Here is a 20,626-nt window from a genome sequence, read left to right as displayed (position 1 = left end):
GCGCCGTGGATGTCTCAATCATGATCCGATGGATTGTCGTGTTTCTGATTATTTTCGTCTTGTTGATGGCGCTCGTTTTCAGCTTGCTCAAAAAGAAAGCATGACCGTCAGACCTGCTTGCCGCGAGGTGATTCAAGGACGCGAGCCGTACAAAACCAAACCCACTCCAATAACGACGAGGGCCATGCGCCACAGTCTCACCTCGCCCGCGAGCCCGGTCAGCCCGAGCGCAGTCACGGATACGAGAATGACAGGCCCCACGAGGGCCAGCAGCCCATTCACTTGCAGGGCACGTCCGACCGTGCCATACCAGAGCATGGCGAAACAGCCGGTCAACTCGCAAAGACCGGACAAGAAACGCAGAGCGGCCATCGGATAGACCCATTTTTCGATATCGCCCAAGTTGCCAAACATGTAAACATGCCTCCTTTGCCTGTACATATGCGCGGGATCCTGCAAGCATGTCTGTGCTGGACAACAATAAAAAGACAAACAAAAGAGCCGCATGAGAAGACCCGTGCCTCCTGCATGCGGCTTATAACGTTTCGATTACGCACGTGATACATATTCGCCTGAACGCGTGTCGATGATCAACCTATCGCCAACGTTCACAAAGAACGGAACTTGTAGTGTATATCCCGTTTCGACGGTTGCCGGTTTACTTCCCCCCGTCGCCGTATCACCGCGAATACCAGGCTCAGTCTCGACGACTTCCAGCTCGACGGTGTTCGGCAAGTCAATGCCGATGGTCTCTCCTTGATACAGGACAATGTAGCAATTCATGTTCTCTTTCAAAAAGTTGAGTTCATACTCGAGCTGCGCCCGGCTGATGTTGATTTGCTCATACGTCTCCGTATCCATGAAGGTGTAATTCTCACCATCGTTGTAGAGATACTGCATCTCACGCGTCTCGATGTGAGCACGCGGCACCTTTTCACCAGCCCGGAACGTCTGTTCCTTGACGGCACCCGTTTTGACGTTTTTCAACTTGGTGCGTACAAAAGCCGCGCCCTTACCGGGTTTGACGTGCATAAATTCGATCACGCGCCAAATGGCACCGTCGTATTCAATTGTGGTACCCGTCCGAAAATCATTACTTGAGATCATATGTTGGTAACCTCCACATCAATAGGCAAAATCACGGCCTCGGCTGACAAAGAGCGAGCGTCGCGTAGCGATACCCTTCTGTCCCTAGGCCAACAACCTGGCCGCGGACCACATCGCTCAACACGAGATGGTGTCGAAACGCCTCCCGTCGATGCACGTTCGAGATATGCACTTCGATGGTTGGGCGATCGATATCCTCCAAGCAGTCTCGCAAGGCGTAGCTATAGTGCCCAAACGCTCCTGGATTGATGATAATTCCGTGGGCGTTTGGGCCATAGGACTGCAGAAAATCGATCAGTTCACCCTCGTGGTTCGACTGTTTATCGACAACGCCATAACCGTATGATGCCGCCGTATCGCGAACCATTTGCACGACATCCGCCAAGGTCCGGCTGCCGTAGGTTTCCGGTTTGCGGACCCCAAGACGATTTAGGTTTGGTCCGTTCACCAGCAGCAGATATGGCTCCGTCATTGGCGTATCCTCCCTTGTGTCCCAACCCTTCCAGCGCGAAAACCGCCATCATTGTATCACAGGCCTACAAAACCTTGCTATACTGGTCTCGCGAAGGAGGAAAGCTCATGGAAATCTGGCTCGTTCGCCACGGCGAGACCGACTGGAATGCCGAGGGCCGCGTTCAAGGATGGACCGACGTTCCGCTCAATGCCAAAGGTCGGCAACAGGCATCCCAACTGGCGCAATGCCTTAGGTCCATCTCATTTACACATATTTACGCAAGCGATTTAACGAGGGCGCTGGATACCGCGCGCATTGTCGCCGATGCGGTGGGCGCTCCGATTACCCCGCTCAGTTGCTTGCGCGAACATCGATTTGGCCAAGCCGAAGGCTTGCTGCGGCAAGAAAGCGACCGCAGGTTCCCCAATGGTGCGCCGGATCGCGAACCACCAGAAGCGTTGCAGGCTCGCGTTACACAGTGCCTACAAGACATTGCGAATCGACACGCCGAAGGTCGCATTCTCATTGCTACCCACGGCGGTGTCATTCGATCCATACTCAATTGGTTAGGACATAGCCATCCGCCCATCGCGAACACGAGTATCACTCGGCTGCGCGCGCGCGCGAATGGCTTTGACATCCTAGGCGTCAACGAAACACCTCACTTAGACGGCGGATCCGCGATGGAACTGATATCTCAACACCGGTGAGCGCGCTGCCGTCACCTCGTCGAGGCGGCCGACGATCGTTCGGTGAGGCGCGGACTTCACCAACTCCGGATCGGTCGCCGCCTCCTCTGCGACTTGGCGCATGGCCGCAATGAATTGGTCAAGCGTCTCTTTGCTTTCACACTCTGTCGGCTCGATCATCAAACACTCGTCGACAATAAGAGGGAAGTAAATGGTCGGCGGATGAATGCCGAAGTCAATAAGCCGCTTGGCGAGATCCAAAGTGCGCACGCCTTGCTGCTTTTGACGCGCACCCGATAACACAAATTCATGCTTACACGGACCAGCAAAAGGCGCTTCATAGACGTCGGACAATTGGCTGAGCAAATAATTTGCCGCGAGCACCGCCGACTCGGAAACCATCTTGAGCCCGTCCGGTCCAAGCGTTCGTATATACGCGTACGCGCGCACCAAGATCCCAAAGTTGCCGAAAAAGCCTTTGACCTTGCCGATGGACAAAGGTCGATCCCAATTCCAATCGTAACGGTTGTTGTATCGAACAATAACGGGCTTTGGCAAGTAGGGTTCCAAGAACTGCTTCACACCAACAGGTCCTGCCCCCGGTCCCCCACCACCATGCGGTGTCGAGAAGGTTTTATGCAAATTCAGGTGAACCACATCAAACCCCATGTCTCCCGGTCGGGCATATCCCAAAATGGCATTCATATTGGCCCCGTCGTAGTACAACAAACCGCCAGCCTCGTGAACGATGTTCGCAATTTCCAAGATATCCGACTCAAACAGGCCCAAAGTGCTCGGATTGGTGAGCATCAAGGCGGCGGTATCAGGGCCAACCGTCCTGCGCAGAACGTCGAGATCGACACGTCCATCCGCCCGCGACGGAACCGTGATCACGCGCAAACCTGCCATACTGACGCTCGCCGGGTTGGTGCCATGCGCAGAGTCTGGCACGATGACCTTATCGCGACCCACGTCACCACGGCGACGATGATACTCGCGAATCATCATCAGGCCGGTCCACTCGCCGTGTGCCCCTGCTGCAGGCTGTAAACTCACAGCATCCATACCTGTGATAGCCGCGAGGTCGTTCTGCAACTCGTACATCAACTGAAGCGCCCCTTGCACCGTCTGAGTTGGCGCAAGCGGATGGATGCGAGCGAAGCCATCTAGGCGTGCCGCTCGCTCATTGCGCTTTGGATTATATTTCATCGTACAGGAGCCAAGCGGATAAAAGCCGCTGTCCACGCCATGATTTTTTTGCGACAAGGCCGTGTAGTGACGCACGACGTCCAACTCGCTGACTTCGGGCAAGTTCGCCGGCTCACTACGCAAAAACGGGGCAAGCTCTTCCGTTCCACTTTCTGGCACATCGAGTTCAGGGAGCGTGTAAGCACGCCGACCCGGACGGCTCCATTCAAAAATTAAAGGTTCCTGCCCATCGCGCTGAATGGTCACGACGCGAGCACCTCCTTAAGTCTTTGCACCATTTCGTCCATTTCTTCGCGAGTACGCATCTCTGTCACTGTAAGCAACACACTATCCCCATATTGTGGATAATCTCGCGACAAGTCGTAACCAAACAGATATCCTGCCTCCAGCATCGCAGCCTGTACGTCCGCGACGGACTTTGGCAACTGTAGAGCAAACTCGTTGAAGAACGGCGTCGAGAACAAGGGTTTTACGCCATCGATGGCAAGCAGGCGATCGCGCAAGTAATGGGCCTTATGAAAATTTTGTTGTGCAAGTTCCTGCATGCCCGCCTTGCCCATGTACGACATAAACACCGTGGCCGCAAGTGCGCACAGCGATTGATTGGAGCAAATATTGGATGTCGCTTTTTCTCTGCGAATATGCTGTTCGCGCGCCTGCAACGTCAAAACAAAGCCACGTCGCCCGTCAGCGTCTGTCGTTTGCCCGACGACGCGCCCTGGAATACGGCGCATCAAGGGTGCCTTCACAGCCATGATCCCGAGATACGGGCCGCCATAGGCCAAGCTGTTACCCAGGGACTGTCCTTCTGCGACGACAATGTCGGCTCCCAAGTTGCCTGGAGCCTCCAATAATCCAAGGGCGATAGGGTACGTGTTGACGATTAGGAGTGCACCAGCACCGTGCGCCTTTTCGGCAATCGACCGCACGTCTTCGACGGCGCCGAAGAAGTTTGGATATTGAATCATGACACCAGCCACAGTCTCGTCACAAAGGCCTTCATATGTCGCCATCTCGATTTGTCCACCATCAGCCGGCAAATAGACAACTTCAACACCTTGTCCGGATGCGTACGTCTCCAGCACACGGCGATATTCAGGATGGACGTTATCCGCAATCAACAGGCGATTGCGCCGCGTGTGAGCGCATGCCACCAAACCCGCTTCCGCAAACGCGGTTGGGCCATCGTACATGCTTGCGTTCGCCAAATCCATGCCTGTCCATTCGGCGATCATCGTTTGATATTCAAAGATTGCCTGAAGCAATCCTTGACTCATCTCCGGTTGGTATGGTGTGTACGAGGTGTAGAATTCAGATCGACTGACTATGGCATCGACGACGCTTGGCTGATAATGTTCGTACGCACCTGCCCCAAGGAAACTGACCAATTCACCCAAGTGCTGATTGCGCCCTGCCAAGCGCTCAAGATGCCGCGCCAGCGCCAGTTCTGACATCGCCGGCGGAATCGCAAGCGGCTGCTGCAAGCGAAGCGAATCTGGAATGTCGGCAAACAGCGCCTCCGTGCTGTCTAGGCCAAGTGCAGCAAGCATTTCCTCGCGATCCTCTCGCGTGTGGGGAATATACCCGAATCGATTCAAGACACAAACTCCTCTCTTCCCAGATGTACAACCAGGTGTTACGAGGGACGATTACCCCGCGGCCGTTTGTAAAACGGTGTTTGCACTACATGTGCTCCATGGCGCCTGCCGCGAATCTCCACAGCGAGCTGTTGGCCGACTTCAGCATAGTTAGCATCGACAAGGGCAAGTGCGATGGGCACCCCTAATGTCGGCGAAAGCGTACCCGAAGTGACCTGTCCCACCATCTTCTCCCCGTGCCACACGGGATAGCCGGCGCGGGCAATTGCACGGTCATCCATTTGGAGTCCGACCAGTTTGCGTGAAACGCCAGCCTCACGTTGGCGCACGAGCGCATCGCGACCAATGAAAGGTCCTTTGTCGAGCTTTACAAACGCCTGCAACCCGACTTCCAGCGGTGTGACGTCGCGACTTAACTCATTCCCGTATAAGGGCAAACACGCTTCAAGCCGCAGTGTGTCACGGGCACCCAGTCCACACGGAAATGCACCGTGATCGATCAAGCTCGCAAATAGGCGCTGCACCGCAGTTGGGCTCGCATAGACTTCAAAACCGTCTTCACCCGTGTACCCCGTGCGCGATATGATACTTGGATTGCCATATAGCTCTGTACGGACAAATGAAAACGGTCGCAATTCGGTCACGTCGACATCGGCGACGGATTGTAGCAGCGTTGCGGCCTCAGGCCCCTGAATGGCAACAAGCGCCACCTCGTCCGATCGATCCTTCACCGTCACTTCGTATCCATCTGCATGCGCGCGAATCCAGGCGTCATCCTCTGCGATACGACTAGCATTGACGACGAGCCAATAGCTATCCTCAGCCATTTGATACACGAGTAAATCATCGATCACGCCGCCCGTTTCATCAACCATCAAAGTGTACATAGCACGCCCTACCCGCAGCCGTTCGACATCATTGGTCACGATGTACTGTAGAAAACGCCGGGCGTCCTCACCCTTCACTTCGATCTCGCCCATGTGCGATACATCGAAGATGCCGACAGCCGAACGAACCGACGCATGCTCCTCGCGAATGCCGCGATACTGAACAGGCATCTCGAAGCCGTGAAAATCGATCACTTTTGCGCCCAACTGCAAATGGGCATCATATAGCGACGTTCGCTTTCCCATTGCTATCCCTACCTTTGCGAAGGTATCCGAAGCGATGATGGCCACACAGCCAGCCCGCGTGTTGACGCAATATGTTTCGCATCAACTGTAGCGCATTTGTGAAAGAATACACACCACTTGTCACATACTACATGACGCAATAAGAGAGAAACAAGCAACCAGGAGGGGATCCCTGTGCCTACGACGTTGCAAGCAGATTGGCGCAACTCCTTCGCTCGGCCGAATTCGACCAATGTGCCGATCCAGTGGACGGGCCTGTCGCTTGCACAGGAACTCAATGCAATGCTCCATCTTGGCCAAAGCTACAACCACCGACACTGGGAGTTGTTCCAACTGGCGGCCATTGCGACACAGGCGAATATGGCGCCAACTTTTGAAGACTTGTTGGCACTGGAACACGTGCGTGGCTTTGCGCCTCTACCACACCAAATTGAAACCGCCAAACGGGTTGTTCGAGAGTTGCGTGGACGAGCCATCTTGGCCGACGAAGTGGGGCTTGGCAAGACGATTGAGGCTGGCCTTATCTTAAAGGAGTACCTATTGCGCGGCCTCGTCAAAAAAGCTTTAATCCTCGTACCCGCTTCGTTGGTTCTCCAGTGGACCAAAGAATTGAATGACAAGTTTCGGATCCACGCAATACCGCAACGCAACGAGTGGACCTGGGAACAGGAAGACATCGTTGTCGGATCCTTGGACACTGCGAAACGCCCACCCCATCGAGACATCGTGTTGCGACAATCATGGGACATCGTCATCATCGATGAGGCTCATAAGCTGAAGAATCAGAAGACGAAAAACTGGCAGATGGCAAACCAAATTCCGAATAAGTATTTGTTGTTGCTTACGGCGACACCGATGCAGAATCAACTTAAGGAACTTCATACGCTCGTTACACTTCTGAAACCTGGACATTTAGGTAGCGCCAATCAGTTCTCTGTACAATACGTTGCGGACAAGCGAACCGCCAAGGATCCTGACAAACTGCGCGAGACCATTGCCGATATCATGATTCGCAATCGCCGTCAGGACGGCGGAACGCGCCTACCGAAACGCCACGTGCAGGTTGTGGATCTCGATCTCTCCGCTGAGGAAAGGTCTTTCTACGAAGAAGTTCAGCAATTTTTAAGGGACGAATATCAAGCAAGGCTGTCGATGCATGCCTCGATGCTGCCACTGCTCACATTGCAGCGTGAAATTTGCAGTTCGTCATATGCTGCACTGATCTCTCTGGAGAAGATGCTGAAAAAAACAAGCCACCCATTCCGGCAGGAGCGCCTGCAGAAACTGATTGAAATGGGTACCGCGATACCTGAATACACCAAGATTCGCAAAGTCCTAGAACTCGTCGATGAGTTTGACGACAAGTGCATTATCTTCACCGAATACCGTGCAACCCAAGACTTCATCATGTACATGCTGAAGAAACGCGGTATTTCGGCGGTGCCTTTTCGCGGTGGTTTTAAACGCGGCAAAAAGGACTGGATGACCGAACTATTTTCCCGCAAAGTCCGCGTTCTCGTCGCAACCGAGTCAGGAGGAGAGGGAATTAACCTTCAGTTTTGCCACTATATGATCAACTACGACTTACCGTGGAATCCTATGCGCCTTGAGCAACGGATTGGCCGCATACATCGTCTTGGCCAATCCGAAGAGTGCCATGTTTTCAATCTTGCGACACGCGACACGATTGAACAACATATCGTGCAAATCTTATATGAAAAGGTTCGCATGTTTGAAAGCGTGATCGGGACGCTAGACGATATTGTAAGTGATACTCGATTGGATGCATGGGAAAAACGGGTCTTTGAAGCAACGATGACAAGTTCGTCACACGAAGAACTCGCAACGAAACTTCGCGCGCTTGACCCAAGAGACATGTCAGTGCGAAAGGGACGGTGAACCCATTGACAAACGGCCACCCATTGCGGGCAAGTGACGAGCGTCTGGCGTTTTGTGATCGATACTTTGCCGCGGTCGGGGCAGATGTCATTTGCAAACGGCCAATGTATCGCGAATACGTGCTGCCGATCGATGTCGACAAAGAGTTGACAGATCGTCCTTTTTATTGGATGTGGGTGGAAAAGACAAATCAAACCGTTGAACCCACCACACTCCGGCTCGCCTTTGACCAAGAGGCAAAGTTGCGAGAAGATGAACACCTCGCCCAGTTGCACCAGCAGTCCCTGGCCCAAGCGCACCCCCTAAGCGGGTTGGATATCTTGTTTCGCAGGCCTAAGCAGACCGAACTCGTCGATCTCGGTAGCTTCCGTCTGGACAAAATACTGGAAAGTGCGCGTCGGCGCGGACAAACGGTTTGTGTCACGCCATACAGCGAGCACCCCCATACGCAACTCATCCCTTGGCTGATGACGAACGGCCTTACGCGATACGTGACCGACTCTGTAAGCGAAACCTGGTGGTCCATTGGTGTCTGCCTCTTGAACTTGCAAATCGTCGAATCGTTTTACGAAAAAATTGCACATTTGGAGATGACGGGCACCTCTCCTCAGATCATCGTTGGTCAAGCCAAACACTCATTGCTGGAAGCAGCGGATGCTGTGACGACATATCTCTCGCGTCTTGTGGAGGAAGGTGACTTGGCCTGGGCAGAAGAAGCCCGCCTTCGTCTGGCGGACGATCTCGCCCAACTCGACGCCTATTATCGGAGCATCGAAGCGGATTACCCTCCCGAGGAACGCGACCTGCTACAGCAAGAGCATGTCAAGAAACGGCAGGCCCTAATTGAGAAAAGCACGCCCCGAGTCGAAATGGAGGTTGCACAGATAGCTCTCATCGGACTCCCGCTACGGACGCATACATAAAGCGAGTCGAATGTATCATACCAGGGTTTTCAGATGGCGCTGACGGGCATCTGGCCCATCCATTTTCACGAGGATTGCCATGTTCATCACGCGCGATCGCAAAGGAGCCACCGCATCATGGATGTCATCCGCCCCTTTTCGGTATGCGTCAGGAGGACTATAGTTGCTCGTAAACCACGTCGACAACTTTGCATGGAAGCGATGATTGATGACGCGGAATAGCTTCTCCATACTAAAATCGTTGGCTCGTTCCTGGGCGAATTCGTCAATCCCAAGCACCGGGACGGTTGACAGTGCCTCGAGAAAAGGCTCAAGATCTTGCCCATCTGCAATCAGGTGGCGCATGTGATCAAAGAGCGAGTCGGAGCGGACAATTAACGATGGTACACCCCGTTCACGCAACTGATGAAAGACAGCGAACATGAGATGAGTCTTACCGACGCCAGGTGGACCAAAGATATACAACCCAGGCTTATCGCCACCAGCTCCGGGCTGAAAGTCGCGCGCAAATTCACGGGCATACCTAATTACGTTTGGATAACGTTTAGCTTGTTCCAATGGATAATTGGAAAATTGAAATGAGTCGTCCACTTCTGTCACGCCGGCCACGCGCGCGAACCGATCGACCTTTGCCTTCGCCATGAATTCATGAAATGGCTGGCAGCGGCGAACGCCAAACGAAACTCCTGCAGTACTTGGTTCGAGAACTTGGACAAACCCCTTCATGTCCCCGTGCTTTGCGCATGTGGCATAACCTCGGCATGCCCGGCAGATGGATGACTGCCGCAGATACTCGAGCAGTGCAGCGCGATGGCGGTGAATGAATGCATCGGAAACGTTTAATTCATTGAGTTCGGGTATCTGCCTTCGGAAGTACGCGACGTCGTATCCTGTGTCATGTCCGGAAAACTGCTTGGGAAAGAGACTTTCAATGTGCCGCATGCAATTCGCCACCTACTCCCCTATGGCCGTTTCGATTACGGACTGCGCAATTTCCTCAACACTTCCATGGTCGACATCGACAATCCACGACGCTACATCTTCGTACCACGACTGACGTTGCATCAGCAAATCGCGCACGCGTTGAACTGGATCGCCACCCACTTGAAGCAACGGCCGCTGTGTGGCGGCATTCTTTAGACGGTCGAGAATCGTTTCCGGCTTGGCACGTAGATACACTGTCGTAAACGATGCCTTCAACAGTTCCCTGTTCGCCGGATGGATGATGGCGCCCCCTCCTGTTGCCAAAACGACACACTGCATGTCTTGTCCAATGGCATGAAGTGCTTCTGATTCTATCGCGCGAAATCGTTGTTCGCCCAGTGTCACAAAAATGTCTGGGATTGTCATTCCCGTTTTGGTTTCGACATAGCGATCGAGATCGACAAACGGCACGTCCAATCGTGTCGCGACAACCTCACCAACCGTCGACTTACCACTTGCCATGAATCCAATCAAGGCTAAACGCTGCATGATGATCACTCCGTCAGTCCAGGACCATTGTCCTGCCACGCTCGTGTTGTACGAGCGATTGTATCATAGACAAACGAAATTGTATCGGAAACAGCCCCGTTCACAACCTCAATTTGTGTAGATACGTTACGCCCATCGACCATACATTCCATGGTAACGTGGTCGCCCGCTATCGTCCAGGATTCAGCACTGGGAAGTTTTTGCCCCGCTTGGAGAGCCTGCAGTACGGTCAACGCAATGCTTCGCCCAACCACATTGCATTGAACAAACTGGAGTTGCCTTGCCTGGCTCAGCCATGCGATCCGCCCCGTATACACGAGGGCCGACAACAGAACACTTAGGGCTATTACAATGGTCAGCACGTAGACCAGGACCGCCCCCGACTCGCAATTCATTTTTCCGCTTCGCATCATGTGCCACTCATTCGAGCCACAAACCAATCTCTTTCTCCTGACGTCAAAGTCAATTGGCACGCAAGGATCCCCCCACCTTCCATTTTCATCTGAAACGATTGCACATGAAGAGCAAGAACGGCAGTACCCCCGCCTGTCCGATAGCGAATGAATTCGTGTTCGCGATTTACATAGTACGTGTATTGCGTTCCATTGAGTTCGTTGAGCAACAAGTTTGATCCGAGCGTCGAACACGTAGTGGCAGCGTGAATATCCTGCGTGAGCACACGATGGATGCCATCGATAGCCGCCATGTCTTCCACCAGTTCCTCCTGTTTATGAAGAAACGTATGGACCTGAAAAAACAGCGCGCTTGCCAAGGTCACTGCTAATGTTCCGATACTGAAGCCAATCATAATTTCAATGAGAGAAAAGGCTAGTATCGCATCTGGGTATTTGGCCGGCAACAAGGGGACGATTTCCTGCGTCGATTTCAACTTGGTAACCAGTGCTACACCCCGCCTGACTCGGTGCCTCATAGGAAATCTGAACAACTTTATAGCGCATTCCTCCCTCCTCAACGCTTGTTGGCGCCGCTTGGCCGCTTAGCGCCAATTCCGCGATCGCGCTGTAGACCAGTTCCGCTCCTTGTAGTTCGCGAGCCATCGCGTAAGCGTATAAGATATTCTTCTCGGCCATTGCAGATAAAGGCAGAACACAAGCCAACACGAAGGTCGCGATAAGGCTCTCCCACACGTTCATGAATCGATCCACCCCGCTGCTTGTAACCCGGACCCCATATACAGATGGATATCCCGTTCATCCGGACCATCGGTCATGCGAATGACACCCGCCGCCTGTGCGTCACCAAGATTGTCGTAGGATATCTCGTGAACAGGAAACGCAAGGTAGCCGTCAACATAGTGGATACCAGGGGGAAATTCGTCCTGTTCGATCGTGACAACCCCGTGGGTAAGGTGGTACCGCGTGTCGTACGGATCGAGCCAAACGGTTGCAAATGTCCCGCTCGTCGAGGCCAAGGTCTGTACCATTCTCATCTGTTCGAGTAGTTGGTAGGCTCCCGCATCCAGCTCGCTGCCACGAATCATGCCGATCCCTGCCCCAGCCGCAAACAAGATACCTACGCTCATGAGCGCAACGGCTACCATCATCTCAAGCAGCGTAAAAGCAGCCGCGTCATGCCTGAAGGGCGAGTGCTGTTTGACTAGGACCATTACTCATTCTCCACGCCGTTCCCATTTGCGGAACAACTCACAGTGATATTGTTGGTATCTGTATCCTGAATCACATAATTACCCTGTAGTGCGTCATTTGAAAGCAAACCATCTCCCACTAAAGCCTGAATTTGTTGTGCAGAATTTCCTGCCGGCAGAGACTGGTGTAAAAGCTGATACTCGGCTAGTGCCGCAGAGATCGTCCGCACGTTCCCGGAACAGGCAGTGGCCTCTGCCCGCGCGGACGCACGCATCAGCTGTGGAGTAATCATAGCGACCATGATGGCGACGATGACGACAGCAATCATCAATTCAATTAAGCTAAACCCTTCCTGTTTCGCATTCACATCTAGATTTCGTCTAATCGTGTACGTCGGCACCGCGATCCCCCCACATTGTTCAAAGGCTAGTTCAACTGCGCAATGGCCGTATACATTGGACCAAACACGCTATACACAACGCTTCCGACGATGAGACCCATGATGCAAGTCACCAACGGCTCAAGATAGCGCCGAGTGGTGTCTAATCGATTGATGATCTGGCGACGTAACAGTTCACAAGCGCGTGCCATGCAACGCGCCATATCGCCCGTTTCCTCCGCGACGCGCACAAGTTCGAGTAAAAGCGGATCGTAATTAGTGGGGCCAGAGGCATCTTGCAAAGCTACGGACAGCGAACGCCCTTGAAGCAGCGCTTGGTGCAGCCGTGCAGCCTCTTGGGCATAAAGCTTCGTCATCTGCTCACTCTCCGCCTGTAGCACATCCAACAACGGGATTCCGGCGGCAAGTTGAATTGACAACTGGTAGGCCAATCGTTCACTTCGTAGGCGGACTATCCATTGGCGAAATGGCAGGCGTAGTTGATGTGCAAACGAAGTTCGTCGTTGTAGTGCCCATATAAGTGGCAAACCGACAGCGCCACATGTCAAAAGGACAATCAGCATGACTGGCAAATTAGCTGCCAGCGTCACAATGGGATTCATGTGGTCATGAGAAACCGTAAGGGACGCCACCAGTTGCCTGAGCATGGGGTCGACCTCAAAACGCACGAATAGCGCTAACACGTAACAGCTAATCAATAAGACGCTTGGATAAGCGATCGATCGCGATATCGTTCGTTTCCACTCCAATTGTTCATCAATGCGCTTGGCCACAGAGAGTAAGCCATCTGCAAATGTTCCTGCCTGCTCCGATGCGCGCAAGATAAGCAAATGTTCCGGAGTCAAAAAGTCCTGAAAGGCGGGTGTCAGACTGGCCCCCGCTTCCACGCGACCGAGTGTCCGAGCCGCAAGCTCCTTTCCGACCTTGCCCTCGCCCATCGCCGCTACGGCTGCTCGGCGAATGTCGAGGCCAGACCCTAGCATCTGGCCAACAGACTCCAGCCAAACATGCGTGGCGTGCAGGCGACGCATGCTACGCCATCTTCGTTGGGCAAAATACGTGCGCCAAAATCGTCTACATACTCGAAGCGAATTGTAGACACTCCACCCTCGCCAACGACTCGTCACATAGATCACCCAATTCGTTCCACGCACCTTGCTGTTGAGCACCTCCAACAACGGGAGACGGTAGTGTCTCCAAGGTGTACTGTTGTTGCTCCTTCCTTGCATCTGAAAGAACTGCATGCTGTACGATCACGCCAGCCAGCACATCCCGAACCACAGCCTCCGGTACGCGAAAATCGATAAGGCGCATCATCGTTCCGCGAAGGCCGTTTGCGTGCGTCGTGGCAAACACCAAGCGACCGCTCAAAGCTGCTCGGCAGGCCGCGTGCGCGGTTTCTTCGTCTCGAATTTCACCAATCATCATCACGTCCGGGTCCTGCCGCAAAAGCGACCGTAGTGCGGCATGGAATGTCAAGCCCGAACGCTCGTGAATCTCAATCTGTCTGCAATTCGGCAGTGGCATTTCGACCGGATCCTCTAACGAAAACACCTGGTGGCCACGATTAGCCAATTCGTTCATCAAACTGTACAACGTCGTGGTTTTCCCGACGCCTGTGCGACCAGAGACGACGATGAGACCACTTCTATGGCACAACCAGCGTTCAAGCTCGCGAAGCTGCGCGTCCGTAAATCCCAAACTCGTCATCGGTAAAGCAGCCCTTTGATCCATCAGGATCCGCATGACAACCGATTCTCCACGGTAAATGGGTAAGGCAGACAGGCGTATAAATGCCTTGCCCTTCGCCCACTCCCAAACAAAGCTACCCTCCTGCGGGGACTGCCGAACGGTGACGTCCATGCGTGCCAAGGCTTTAAACCGCCGCAGCAACTCCTCGCCTAAGTACGAGAACGACATAAGCGGACGTACAGTGCCATCAACTCGGCAGGAAACGGTGACCTGTCCTTCGTACATCTTCAGATGAACATCGCTGGCACCCAATGCAATGGCTGCATCAAGAACGTCTTGCACCATCCTGGCGGTCGTCAAAGCTTCCATGACTCGACTCCTCCTTTGGCACTAAGAATTCTAGGCAACACAAAAAACGCCTGTTCTCTATCCATACAGGCGCATATCATTATGTAAATTTTCACAGAGTTTGATGACGTTTTACTGATGGGAACATCACGAAGACCAAAGGAAGGTGTGCGGAGTGAACGATTCTTGTTCACGTACGAGCAAAATATGCGATCCGCCGTACAAGCGAAACCCGCCATCCAATTTGCTAGGACGTGCCAATCCATTCGGATGGCTATGGTAAGACGCGACGATGCGCACACTATGCTGATCTAGAAGATAGAGCGTGGGAATGAGCACCGCCGGATCGACCAAGACGGATCGCGGCGATGCTATCGCAGGGAGAGGCACTATCCAATACCGACGCCGCCAAACGACAAGACCCACGCATTCGTAGGGATGGCTTTCCAGCGCGATCGACGTCAGTTCGCAGAGGATTTCTTTAGGTAACGAGTGACTGGTTTCAGTCCACAAAATCAAACACCATATCTCCAATGCGAATACTGTCGCCGTCCTTCGCACCGCGCTCACGCAACGCATCGTCGACCCCGCGTTGCTTGAGAATTCTCTGAAATCGTTTCACCGCATCGAACTGCTGAAAATTTGTCATTTTAACAAGCTTCTCAAGTTCTTCACTTTCGACAATGAATGCACCGCCTTCACGGCGAATTGTGAATGGCTCCTTACGCACAAGCCGATAGACTTTGTGCTCCTCTTCGTCCTCCGTGATGGTTTGCGCTTCTATCTCCTGTGGCAGTGCATCCAGCATGTCAGCCAGCTTGCGAATGAGAGGCTCAAGGCCCTGATGTGTTGCGCCCGAGATGGGAAACACCTCAAGCTCCGGATACGCTTGCTTAAACCGCTCTAACCCGTCCGCGGCGCCTGGCAAATCCATCTTATTTGCCGCGACGATACGTGGACGTTCAGCCAACACCGGGTCGTACGCAGCCAATTCGCTTTCGATAATGCGGAAGTCCGCGACCGGATCGCGACCATCCACTGATGCGACATCAATTACGTGAACAATCACGCGCGTTCGTTGAATATGGCGGAGAAATTCGTGTCCCAGGCCATGCCCTGCGTGCGCGCCCTCGATCAGGCCCGGGAGGTCGGCGATGACGAATCCTCTGCCGTCCGATGTTTCGACGACACCAAGTTCGGGGTTAAGCGTCGTAAAGTGATACGCGCCAACCTTTGGTCTCGCGCGCGTCAGCGCCGCAAGCAATGTGGACTTCCCGACAGATGGGAAACCGACAAGACCGACATCTGCCAAGACACGAAGCTCAAGTTCTAACCAGCGCTCTTCGCCTGGCTCACCCTTCTCGGCCATATCAGGAGCTTTATTGACAGCAGTGGCAAAGCGCGCATTTCCACGCCCACCACGGCCGCCCCGAGCAACCACAAGACGATCTCCGTGCTGCGTCAAGTCGCCGAGAAATTGCCCGGAATCTGCATCGCGTACGACCGTTCCGGGTGGAACTTTGATCACCATATCTGGGGCATCCGCACCGTGTTTATTTTTGGTGCCTCCCTGCTCGCCCGGCTTCGCCTTAAAATGGCGTTGATAGCGAAAATCGATGAGCGTCCGCAAACCTTCGTCGACAATGAATACGACATCGCCGCCCCGCCCCCCATCACCACCGGCTGGTCCACCGAGCGGCACATATTTCTCGCGTCGATATGAGACGATCCCGTTCCCGCCATCGCCGCCTTTTACATAAATTTTGGCATGATCAAAAAACACTCGTTATCACCACCTATTGACGACAAAGTCGAGGGCTGGATAGATGCGCACCCATTCATCGAACCGTTCCCATCCCTCGCCTGAACAAACAACGTGAAATCCATGCTCATCCACGCTAACCCGCATTCTACCTCGCTGTCCGTGTATCGAGAGTTCGTCATTCCACGTTAGTAACCACTTTCCGAATTGCTCCACTGCCTTATCGTCCGGCTCTTTATGACACGCGAACGATTCTAAAAGGACATGCGGGCAGACTGCTGCCGTCCACATCAATTGTTCACCGAAAGTACCTGCGTTAATCTGCCATGTGGTTAGGGACTGCAACCAGGTTGAAAGCCGATCCACCACAGCGACAGCCTGCGCCGGGCGTTCCATCTGAAGATACGCCCGAATGAGTTGTAATTCATTTAATACGTCATGCCGATGCGCCCGAAATTGAACCGCCGGATTGGATTGTTGCATACCATTCGGCATTGATAGCCACCTTTTCAACACAAAAGGGACTGGCTCAGGCGCCGTAGCCATTGCGCCCATGAGACAGCCCCTTCTGCTCTCATCCAATTACTGAGCTGCAACTTCCGCAGCGACTGGATACACACTCACGCGCTTCTTGCCTTGCCCAAATCGCTCAAAGCGAACGCAACCTTCAACTTTTGCAAACAGCGTGTCGTCCTTGCCGATGCCAACGTTATGACCAGGATGGATCTTCGTTCCCCGCTGGCGAACGAGAATGCTACCAGCTGTTACAACTTTTCCATCGGGCTCCTTAACACCAAGGCGCTTCGAAATGCTGTCGCGGCCGTTGCGGGTCGACGATACGCCCTTCTTATGAGCAAAACGTTGCAGATTCATCAACAACATGACATCCATTCCTTTCTTCATCTTTCTTCCTGAACTGCACGTAAACGCACGAATTCAGGATATTGCTCCGCAATCTGCTCGATCCCGTAAAACAAACTGTTCATCAGTAACCTGACTGCCTCGGACGGCTGACTCGGAAGACGACATGCCAAAACGTCCCCAGCATCAGAAACATCCAAGGTTGTGCCAGCAAATCGTTCACACGAATTGATGGCATTGTAAACCAAAACGCTCACAGCAGCACATACAATATCGTTTCCGGATTCCGCATATCCCGCGTGCCCCTGAACACGAAACCCTGTAACCTGCTGCCCACGCTGTACAATCTCAAATCGAATCATTACGCCTCAATCGATTCGATGGTCAATTTCGTGTACGGTTGACGATGCCCCTGCTTCTTGTGGTAGTTTTTCTTAGCCTTGTACTTAAAGACGATAATCTTCTTCCCGCGCCCATGCTCAACGACCTTGGCCACCACTTTTGCCCCAGCAACCAGCGGTGAACCCACTTTCACTTGCCCGTTGTCCTGCACGAGAAATACCTTGTCCAGCACGATTGTCGATCCGACTTCGCCTTCCAGCTTTTCGACGACAATCGTATCGCCCTGGCTAACCTTAAATTGCTTTCCACCCGTTTCAACAATTGCGTACATGATTAATCTCCTTCACTCAGACTCGCTGCTCCAGGTATGGGCTGCAACCCATTTAACAACCTGGAACCATGCGGTTGTAGCGCTATACCCGCAATATATTATCACAAGGAAAAGGTGTTTGCAATGTATATTACGGTCGTAGGCTGGCTATCGGTTCCAACCATCTACCTTCAAAAACTGCGTCGAGCAGCTCTGGCTCTTCCACAAGACTCGCAACGGTACCATCCTCGTGCAAAATATAGACGATATGATATCGATCCGGTGAAAATCGCACAACCACATCGCGTATGGGAATTGCCGCAGACACCGCCAGCGCACGAGTGCGAAGCATCGTTGACCCTACATCCCGCCGCTTCGCATCCAGAAAGCGCATCGTCTCGAGACGCAAATCGCGTCGACCGCGCCACGCTGTTACGAACAAGAATAAACCGAGAACGACCATTCCAATATGAGGCCTACCGGCAAACAACGCGGCCAGACCGGCGAACATAAGAACTGCAGAGAGCGCAATCGACATTCGGTACGCCTCCTCAGTCGCAGGTTCATACCCTTTCTCTCGCGATCGGACAGCTCGATAAATACGCCCACCGTCAAGCGGAAGACCAGGCAATAAATTGAATACAGCAATCCAACCATTCAGTCCGATGATTTCGCCGTAAAACCGACCATCGATTACCCCTACCGCGTATAGGACGAGTGCGAGTAGGGCGCAAAGCAAATTTACGGCTGGACCAGCAATGGCGACCAATGCCTCACACTTTGGAGAAAACCCAAGTCTGACGTACGACAGTTGTGCGACACCGCCAAACGGCAAAAGCGAAACTTCCTCAATTTCATAGCCTAACCGCTTCGCGACGACGGCGTGCCCGCATTCGTGAAGAAACACAAATATGAATAACAACAGGGCTTGCTTCACCATGCCTACAAAGTAGGCAGCCACGAGTAAGGCGACAAAAAGCGGGTGCACGCGCACCCGCGATACGCCAAACCATCGTCCGACCGTTCGTTCCAAGCGCTCTAAAGCCGTCATGACGAGGCTCCAGGGAACGAGATATACTGATGTGGGTTTTCGTATTTTCCATCCTTCACGAGCGAAAACCGAAAGACAGGGTGTGTTGGCGTCGACGGCAGTCTACCAATAGCTTCACCGGCCGATACAAACTCGTCCGGTTGTACGCTTGCACTTGCTAAACCACTATACACAGCGGTACCTAACGCACCGTGATCGATTTTTATCAAATAAGAGCCAGAACTTTTGACCACGGTTAGAACAGTACCCGACGCCGCTGCCTGCACGACATCTCCAGCATCGCCCGCGATCCACACCTCAGGATGATCCGGACCGTAATCCGCCACAATGGAGCCGAAGACAGGAGCATGCATGGGCCCTAATACCGCTTCGAGTGAAGGTGGGCGCAGGTGCAACTTGGCGAAGACGCGATCGATCGATGGTTGCACGGAAGATGTGTAGTCTGTGTCAAACACGCTCACCGCCCGCGCAGCGACCGAGGCGGGAATCCGTGGATCATGTTGAATCGTATACCCAACTGCCACTAGAACGACGGCGCCAAACAATTGCCACGCCCAATTCGCGCCGACTCGCGCACGTGGACCTGCACCTGTCGCCGGAACAAAACTCCGTCCGCGACTCTGTTTCATACTACCCATCGGCGGGCGCCGCCAGATTTCACTTTCCACCTGGCGCATGCCGCCGTCATCGTCCGCAAATCCGTATGGTGACACTGGCGGCGAAACCGGTTGCTTCTGTAGGCTTTTATCCTCATCTGTGTCGACGATCCACCGCCTAGGAGCAGGCTCACTGGCATCTGTTTTAACTGACCCAGATGCATCTCTGGGCAGAGCTCCATTCGCCCAGTGTTCATTTTTTAGCCGGCTGGGGCTCTGCCAAGGCCACTTTCGCTTCACCCGCGCCATGAGGCGTTCCTCCTCTCACATACACCACATGGTTATGTGCAAAGGAGGACAAGTATGACGACCTGCATCAACGCCCTCCGATTAACTTACGAACCCGTCCCCATAGACCCGATTTCTCCTCCAACTGCATAAGCGGTACCGATTCTCCCAAAATCCTACGAGCTATGTTTCGATATGCAAGAGATGCTGGTGTGTTGGGTTGAACAACAATCGGTTCACCGCGATTCGCATTTCGAATGACAGCTTCGTCGTCCGGTACGACCCCTAAAAGGTCACAACCCAACATCTGAACGATCTCGTCGATATCGAGCATTTCGCCACGCTTGACCATGTCAGGGCGAATTCGGTTCACAATGAGCCGTGGGTCTCCGACCTTGTCGCGCTCAAGAAGCCCTATGACGCGGTCCGCATCTCGGACTGCAGTGTTCTCCGGCGTCGTCACGACGATAGCCGAATCAGCCGGAGCCACCGCTACCTTGAATCCTTCCTCGATACCTGCGGGACAGTCGATCACGACATAGTCATAATTGACTTTTAATTGCCCAACCAAGTCCACCATTTTGGCTTCGGTGAGGGCCCGTTTGTCTTTCGTCTGGGCCGCAGGTAACAGCGTGAGATGTTCAAAACGCTTATCTCGAATCAACGCTTGCTCCAACCGACAATCGCCGTTCGCGACATCTACAATGTCATAAATAATCCGATTTTCTAATCCCATGACGACATCGAGATTGCGCAGGCCGATATCGGCGTCGACGATGCAAACCTTTTTACCGAGAAGGGCAAGTGCCGTCGACATGTTGGCCGTGGTCGTCGTTTTCCCGACGCCGCCCTTGCCCGATGTGACTACGATTACCGACCCCATG

Annotated in this window: 27 protein-coding genes and 1 other annotated feature; of the genes, 3 read left to right on the top strand and 24 right to left on the bottom strand. The window is 53.4% G+C overall.

Going from position 1 to position 20,626, the window contains the following annotated elements; all coding sequences use genetic code 11:
- Nucleotides 1-132 precede the first annotated feature (132 nt).
- The 3 genes from QMF38_RS05035 to QMF38_RS05025 all read right to left on the bottom strand — a co-directional run bounded on the left by QMF38_RS05035 (nt 133) and on the right by QMF38_RS05025 (nt 1,579).
- Entirely contained in the window at nt 133-414 is a 282-nt protein-coding gene (locus QMF38_RS05035; protein WP_006446661.1) for a YqhV family protein, read from the bottom strand.
- A 135-nt stretch (nt 415-549) separates the two neighbouring features.
- On the bottom strand, nt 550-1,107 hold the full coding sequence (gene efp, locus QMF38_RS05030; RefSeq protein ID WP_006446662.1) for an elongation factor P: 558 nt from the start codon (nt 1,105-1,107) through the stop codon (nt 550-552).
- A 31-nt stretch (nt 1,108-1,138) separates the two neighbouring features.
- Nucleotides 1,139-1,579: a type II 3-dehydroquinate dehydratase gene (locus tag QMF38_RS05025; RefSeq protein WP_040289239.1), complete on the bottom strand. Its 441-nt coding sequence runs from the start codon at nt 1,577-1,579 to the stop codon at nt 1,139-1,141.
- Between the two features lie 107 nt (nt 1,580-1,686).
- Between QMF38_RS05025 and QMF38_RS05020 the strand changes: the two genes are divergently transcribed.
- Nucleotides 1,687-2,271 (top strand): histidine phosphatase family protein, encoded by a 585-nt coding sequence (locus QMF38_RS05020; protein WP_058094528.1) that lies wholly within the window; start codon nt 1,687-1,689, stop codon nt 2,269-2,271.
- On the opposite strand, the gene gcvPB is transcribed toward QMF38_RS05020, so the two are convergent.
- The 3 genes from gcvPB to gcvT are packed head-to-tail and all read right to left on the bottom strand — an operon-like array spanning nt 2,227 to nt 6,190.
- Nucleotides 2,227-3,705 (bottom strand): aminomethyl-transferring glycine dehydrogenase subunit GcvPB, encoded by a 1,479-nt coding sequence (gene gcvPB / locus QMF38_RS05015; RefSeq protein WP_058094529.1) that lies wholly within the window; start codon nt 3,703-3,705, stop codon nt 2,227-2,229. The two genes, QMF38_RS05020 and gcvPB, sit on opposite strands and share 45 nt — an antisense overlap.
- On the bottom strand, nt 3,702-5,057 hold the full coding sequence (gene gcvPA / locus QMF38_RS05010) for an aminomethyl-transferring glycine dehydrogenase subunit GcvPA (protein ID WP_058094530.1): 1,356 nt from the start codon (nt 5,055-5,057) through the stop codon (nt 3,702-3,704). The genes gcvPB and gcvPA overlap by 4 nt, the downstream gene beginning before the upstream one ends.
- A 38-nt stretch (nt 5,058-5,095) precedes the next feature.
- A complete protein-coding gene (gene gcvT, locus QMF38_RS05005; protein WP_058094531.1) occupies nt 5,096-6,190 on the bottom strand; it encodes a glycine cleavage system aminomethyltransferase GcvT in 1,095 nt (364 codons plus the stop codon).
- 282 nt (nt 6,191-6,472) lie between these two features.
- On the opposite strand from gcvT, the gene QMF38_RS05000 reads away from it, so the two are divergent.
- Both QMF38_RS05000 and QMF38_RS04995 read left to right on the top strand, forming a co-directional pair.
- Nucleotides 6,473-8,089 carry a DEAD/DEAH box helicase gene (locus QMF38_RS05000; protein ID WP_198146648.1) on the top strand — a complete coding sequence of 539 codons (1,617 nt, stop codon included), beginning with the start codon at nt 6,473-6,475 and terminating at the stop codon, nt 8,087-8,089.
- Nucleotides 8,090-8,094: 5 nt separating this feature from the next.
- Nucleotides 8,095-9,012, top strand: coding sequence for a YqhG family protein (locus QMF38_RS04995; RefSeq protein WP_198146639.1), 918 nt, complete (start codon nt 8,095-8,097; stop codon nt 9,010-9,012).
- 15 nt (nt 9,013-9,027) lie between these two features.
- Here the strand turns inward: QMF38_RS04995 and zapE are convergent, their stop codons facing one another.
- From zapE to minD, 18 genes are all read right to left on the bottom strand, one after another.
- Nucleotides 9,028-9,954: an AFG1/ZapE family ATPase gene (zapE, locus tag QMF38_RS04990; protein ID WP_058094533.1), complete on the bottom strand. Its 927-nt coding sequence runs from the start codon at nt 9,952-9,954 to the stop codon at nt 9,028-9,030.
- Between the two features lie 12 nt (nt 9,955-9,966).
- The gene (locus tag QMF38_RS04985) at nt 9,967-10,485 is read right to left on the bottom strand and encodes a shikimate kinase (RefSeq protein WP_058094534.1); all 519 of its coding nucleotides are present in this window, start codon (nt 10,483-10,485) and stop codon (nt 9,967-9,969) included.
- Nucleotides 10,486-10,490: 5 nt separating this feature from the next.
- Complete coding sequence (locus QMF38_RS04980) at nt 10,491-10,895, bottom strand: hypothetical protein (RefSeq protein ID WP_157057207.1); 405 nt, start codon at nt 10,893-10,895, stop codon at nt 10,491-10,493.
- A complete protein-coding gene (locus tag QMF38_RS04975) occupies nt 10,895-11,347 on the bottom strand; it encodes a hypothetical protein (protein WP_198146640.1) in 453 nt (150 codons plus the stop codon). Before QMF38_RS04975 ends, QMF38_RS04980 begins: the two co-directional genes overlap by 1 nt.
- Nucleotides 11,298-11,639 carry a hypothetical protein gene (locus tag QMF38_RS04970; RefSeq protein ID WP_058094537.1) on the bottom strand — a complete coding sequence of 114 codons (342 nt, stop codon included), beginning with the start codon at nt 11,637-11,639 and terminating at the stop codon, nt 11,298-11,300. Before QMF38_RS04970 ends, QMF38_RS04975 begins: the two co-directional genes overlap by 50 nt.
- Nucleotides 11,636-12,112, bottom strand: coding sequence for a pilus assembly FimT family protein (locus QMF38_RS04965; protein WP_058094538.1), 477 nt, complete (start codon nt 12,110-12,112; stop codon nt 11,636-11,638). The genes QMF38_RS04970 and QMF38_RS04965 overlap by 4 nt, the downstream gene beginning before the upstream one ends.
- A complete protein-coding gene (locus tag QMF38_RS04960) occupies nt 12,112-12,492 on the bottom strand; it encodes a type II secretion system protein (RefSeq protein ID WP_058094539.1) in 381 nt (126 codons plus the stop codon). Before QMF38_RS04960 ends, QMF38_RS04965 begins: the two co-directional genes overlap by 1 nt.
- Nucleotides 12,493-12,518: 26 nt before the next feature.
- On the bottom strand, nt 12,519-13,523 hold the full coding sequence (locus QMF38_RS04955; RefSeq protein WP_058094540.1) for a type II secretion system F family protein: 1,005 nt from the start codon (nt 13,521-13,523) through the stop codon (nt 12,519-12,521).
- A gap of 43 nt (nt 13,524-13,566) precedes the next feature.
- Nucleotides 13,567-14,553, bottom strand: coding sequence for an ATPase, T2SS/T4P/T4SS family (locus QMF38_RS04950; RefSeq protein ID WP_058094541.1), 987 nt, complete (start codon nt 14,551-14,553; stop codon nt 13,567-13,569).
- Nucleotides 14,554-14,679: 126 nt separating this feature from the next.
- Nucleotides 14,680-15,051 (bottom strand): Mov34/MPN/PAD-1 family protein, encoded by a 372-nt coding sequence (locus QMF38_RS04945; protein ID WP_058094542.1) that lies wholly within the window; start codon nt 15,049-15,051, stop codon nt 14,680-14,682.
- A complete protein-coding gene (obgE, locus tag QMF38_RS04940) occupies nt 15,035-16,315 on the bottom strand; it encodes a GTPase ObgE (RefSeq protein ID WP_058094543.1) in 1,281 nt (426 codons plus the stop codon). Before obgE ends, QMF38_RS04945 begins: the two co-directional genes overlap by 17 nt.
- Before the next feature lie 6 nt (nt 16,316-16,321).
- Nucleotides 16,322-16,789, bottom strand: a complete 468-nt coding sequence (locus QMF38_RS04935) for a Spo0B domain-containing protein (RefSeq protein WP_058094544.1) — start codon at nt 16,787-16,789, stop codon at nt 16,322-16,324.
- An 87-nt stretch (nt 16,790-16,876) separates the two neighbouring features.
- A complete protein-coding gene (rpmA, locus tag QMF38_RS04930) occupies nt 16,877-17,176 on the bottom strand; it encodes a 50S ribosomal protein L27 (RefSeq protein WP_040289316.1) in 300 nt (99 codons plus the stop codon).
- 17 nt (nt 17,177-17,193) lie between these two features.
- The gene (locus tag QMF38_RS04925; protein ID WP_058094545.1) at nt 17,194-17,517 is read right to left on the bottom strand and encodes a ribosomal-processing cysteine protease Prp; all 324 of its coding nucleotides are present in this window, start codon (nt 17,515-17,517) and stop codon (nt 17,194-17,196) included.
- Nucleotides 17,517-17,828 (bottom strand): 50S ribosomal protein L21, encoded by a 312-nt coding sequence (rplU, locus tag QMF38_RS04920; RefSeq protein WP_058094546.1) that lies wholly within the window; start codon nt 17,826-17,828, stop codon nt 17,517-17,519. Before rplU ends, QMF38_RS04925 begins: the two co-directional genes overlap by 1 nt.
- 8 nt (nt 17,829-17,836) lie before the next feature.
- Nucleotides 17,837-17,914, bottom strand: a sequence feature (ribosomal protein L21 leader region).
- A 44-nt stretch (nt 17,915-17,958) separates the two neighbouring features.
- A complete protein-coding gene (locus QMF38_RS04915) occupies nt 17,959-18,858 on the bottom strand; it encodes a M50 family metallopeptidase (RefSeq protein WP_058094547.1) in 900 nt (299 codons plus the stop codon).
- Nucleotides 18,855-19,763, bottom strand: a complete 909-nt coding sequence (locus QMF38_RS04910; protein ID WP_058094548.1) for a murein hydrolase activator EnvC family protein — start codon at nt 19,761-19,763, stop codon at nt 18,855-18,857. The genes QMF38_RS04915 and QMF38_RS04910 overlap by 4 nt, the downstream gene beginning before the upstream one ends.
- A gap of 67 nt (nt 19,764-19,830) precedes the next feature.
- Nucleotides 19,831-20,625: a septum site-determining protein MinD gene (minD, locus tag QMF38_RS04905; RefSeq protein ID WP_058094549.1), complete on the bottom strand. Its 795-nt coding sequence runs from the start codon at nt 20,623-20,625 to the stop codon at nt 19,831-19,833.
- Between the last annotated feature and the right edge of the window lies 1 nt (nt 20,626).

The organism is Alicyclobacillus hesperidum subsp. aegles (assembly GCF_027923525.1).
GTDB lineage: Bacteria > Bacillota > Bacilli > Alicyclobacillales > Alicyclobacillaceae > Alicyclobacillus > Alicyclobacillus aegles.
Note: the sequence above shows the minus strand (reverse complement) of the source record. Positions and strands in the feature narration are given on the sequence as shown.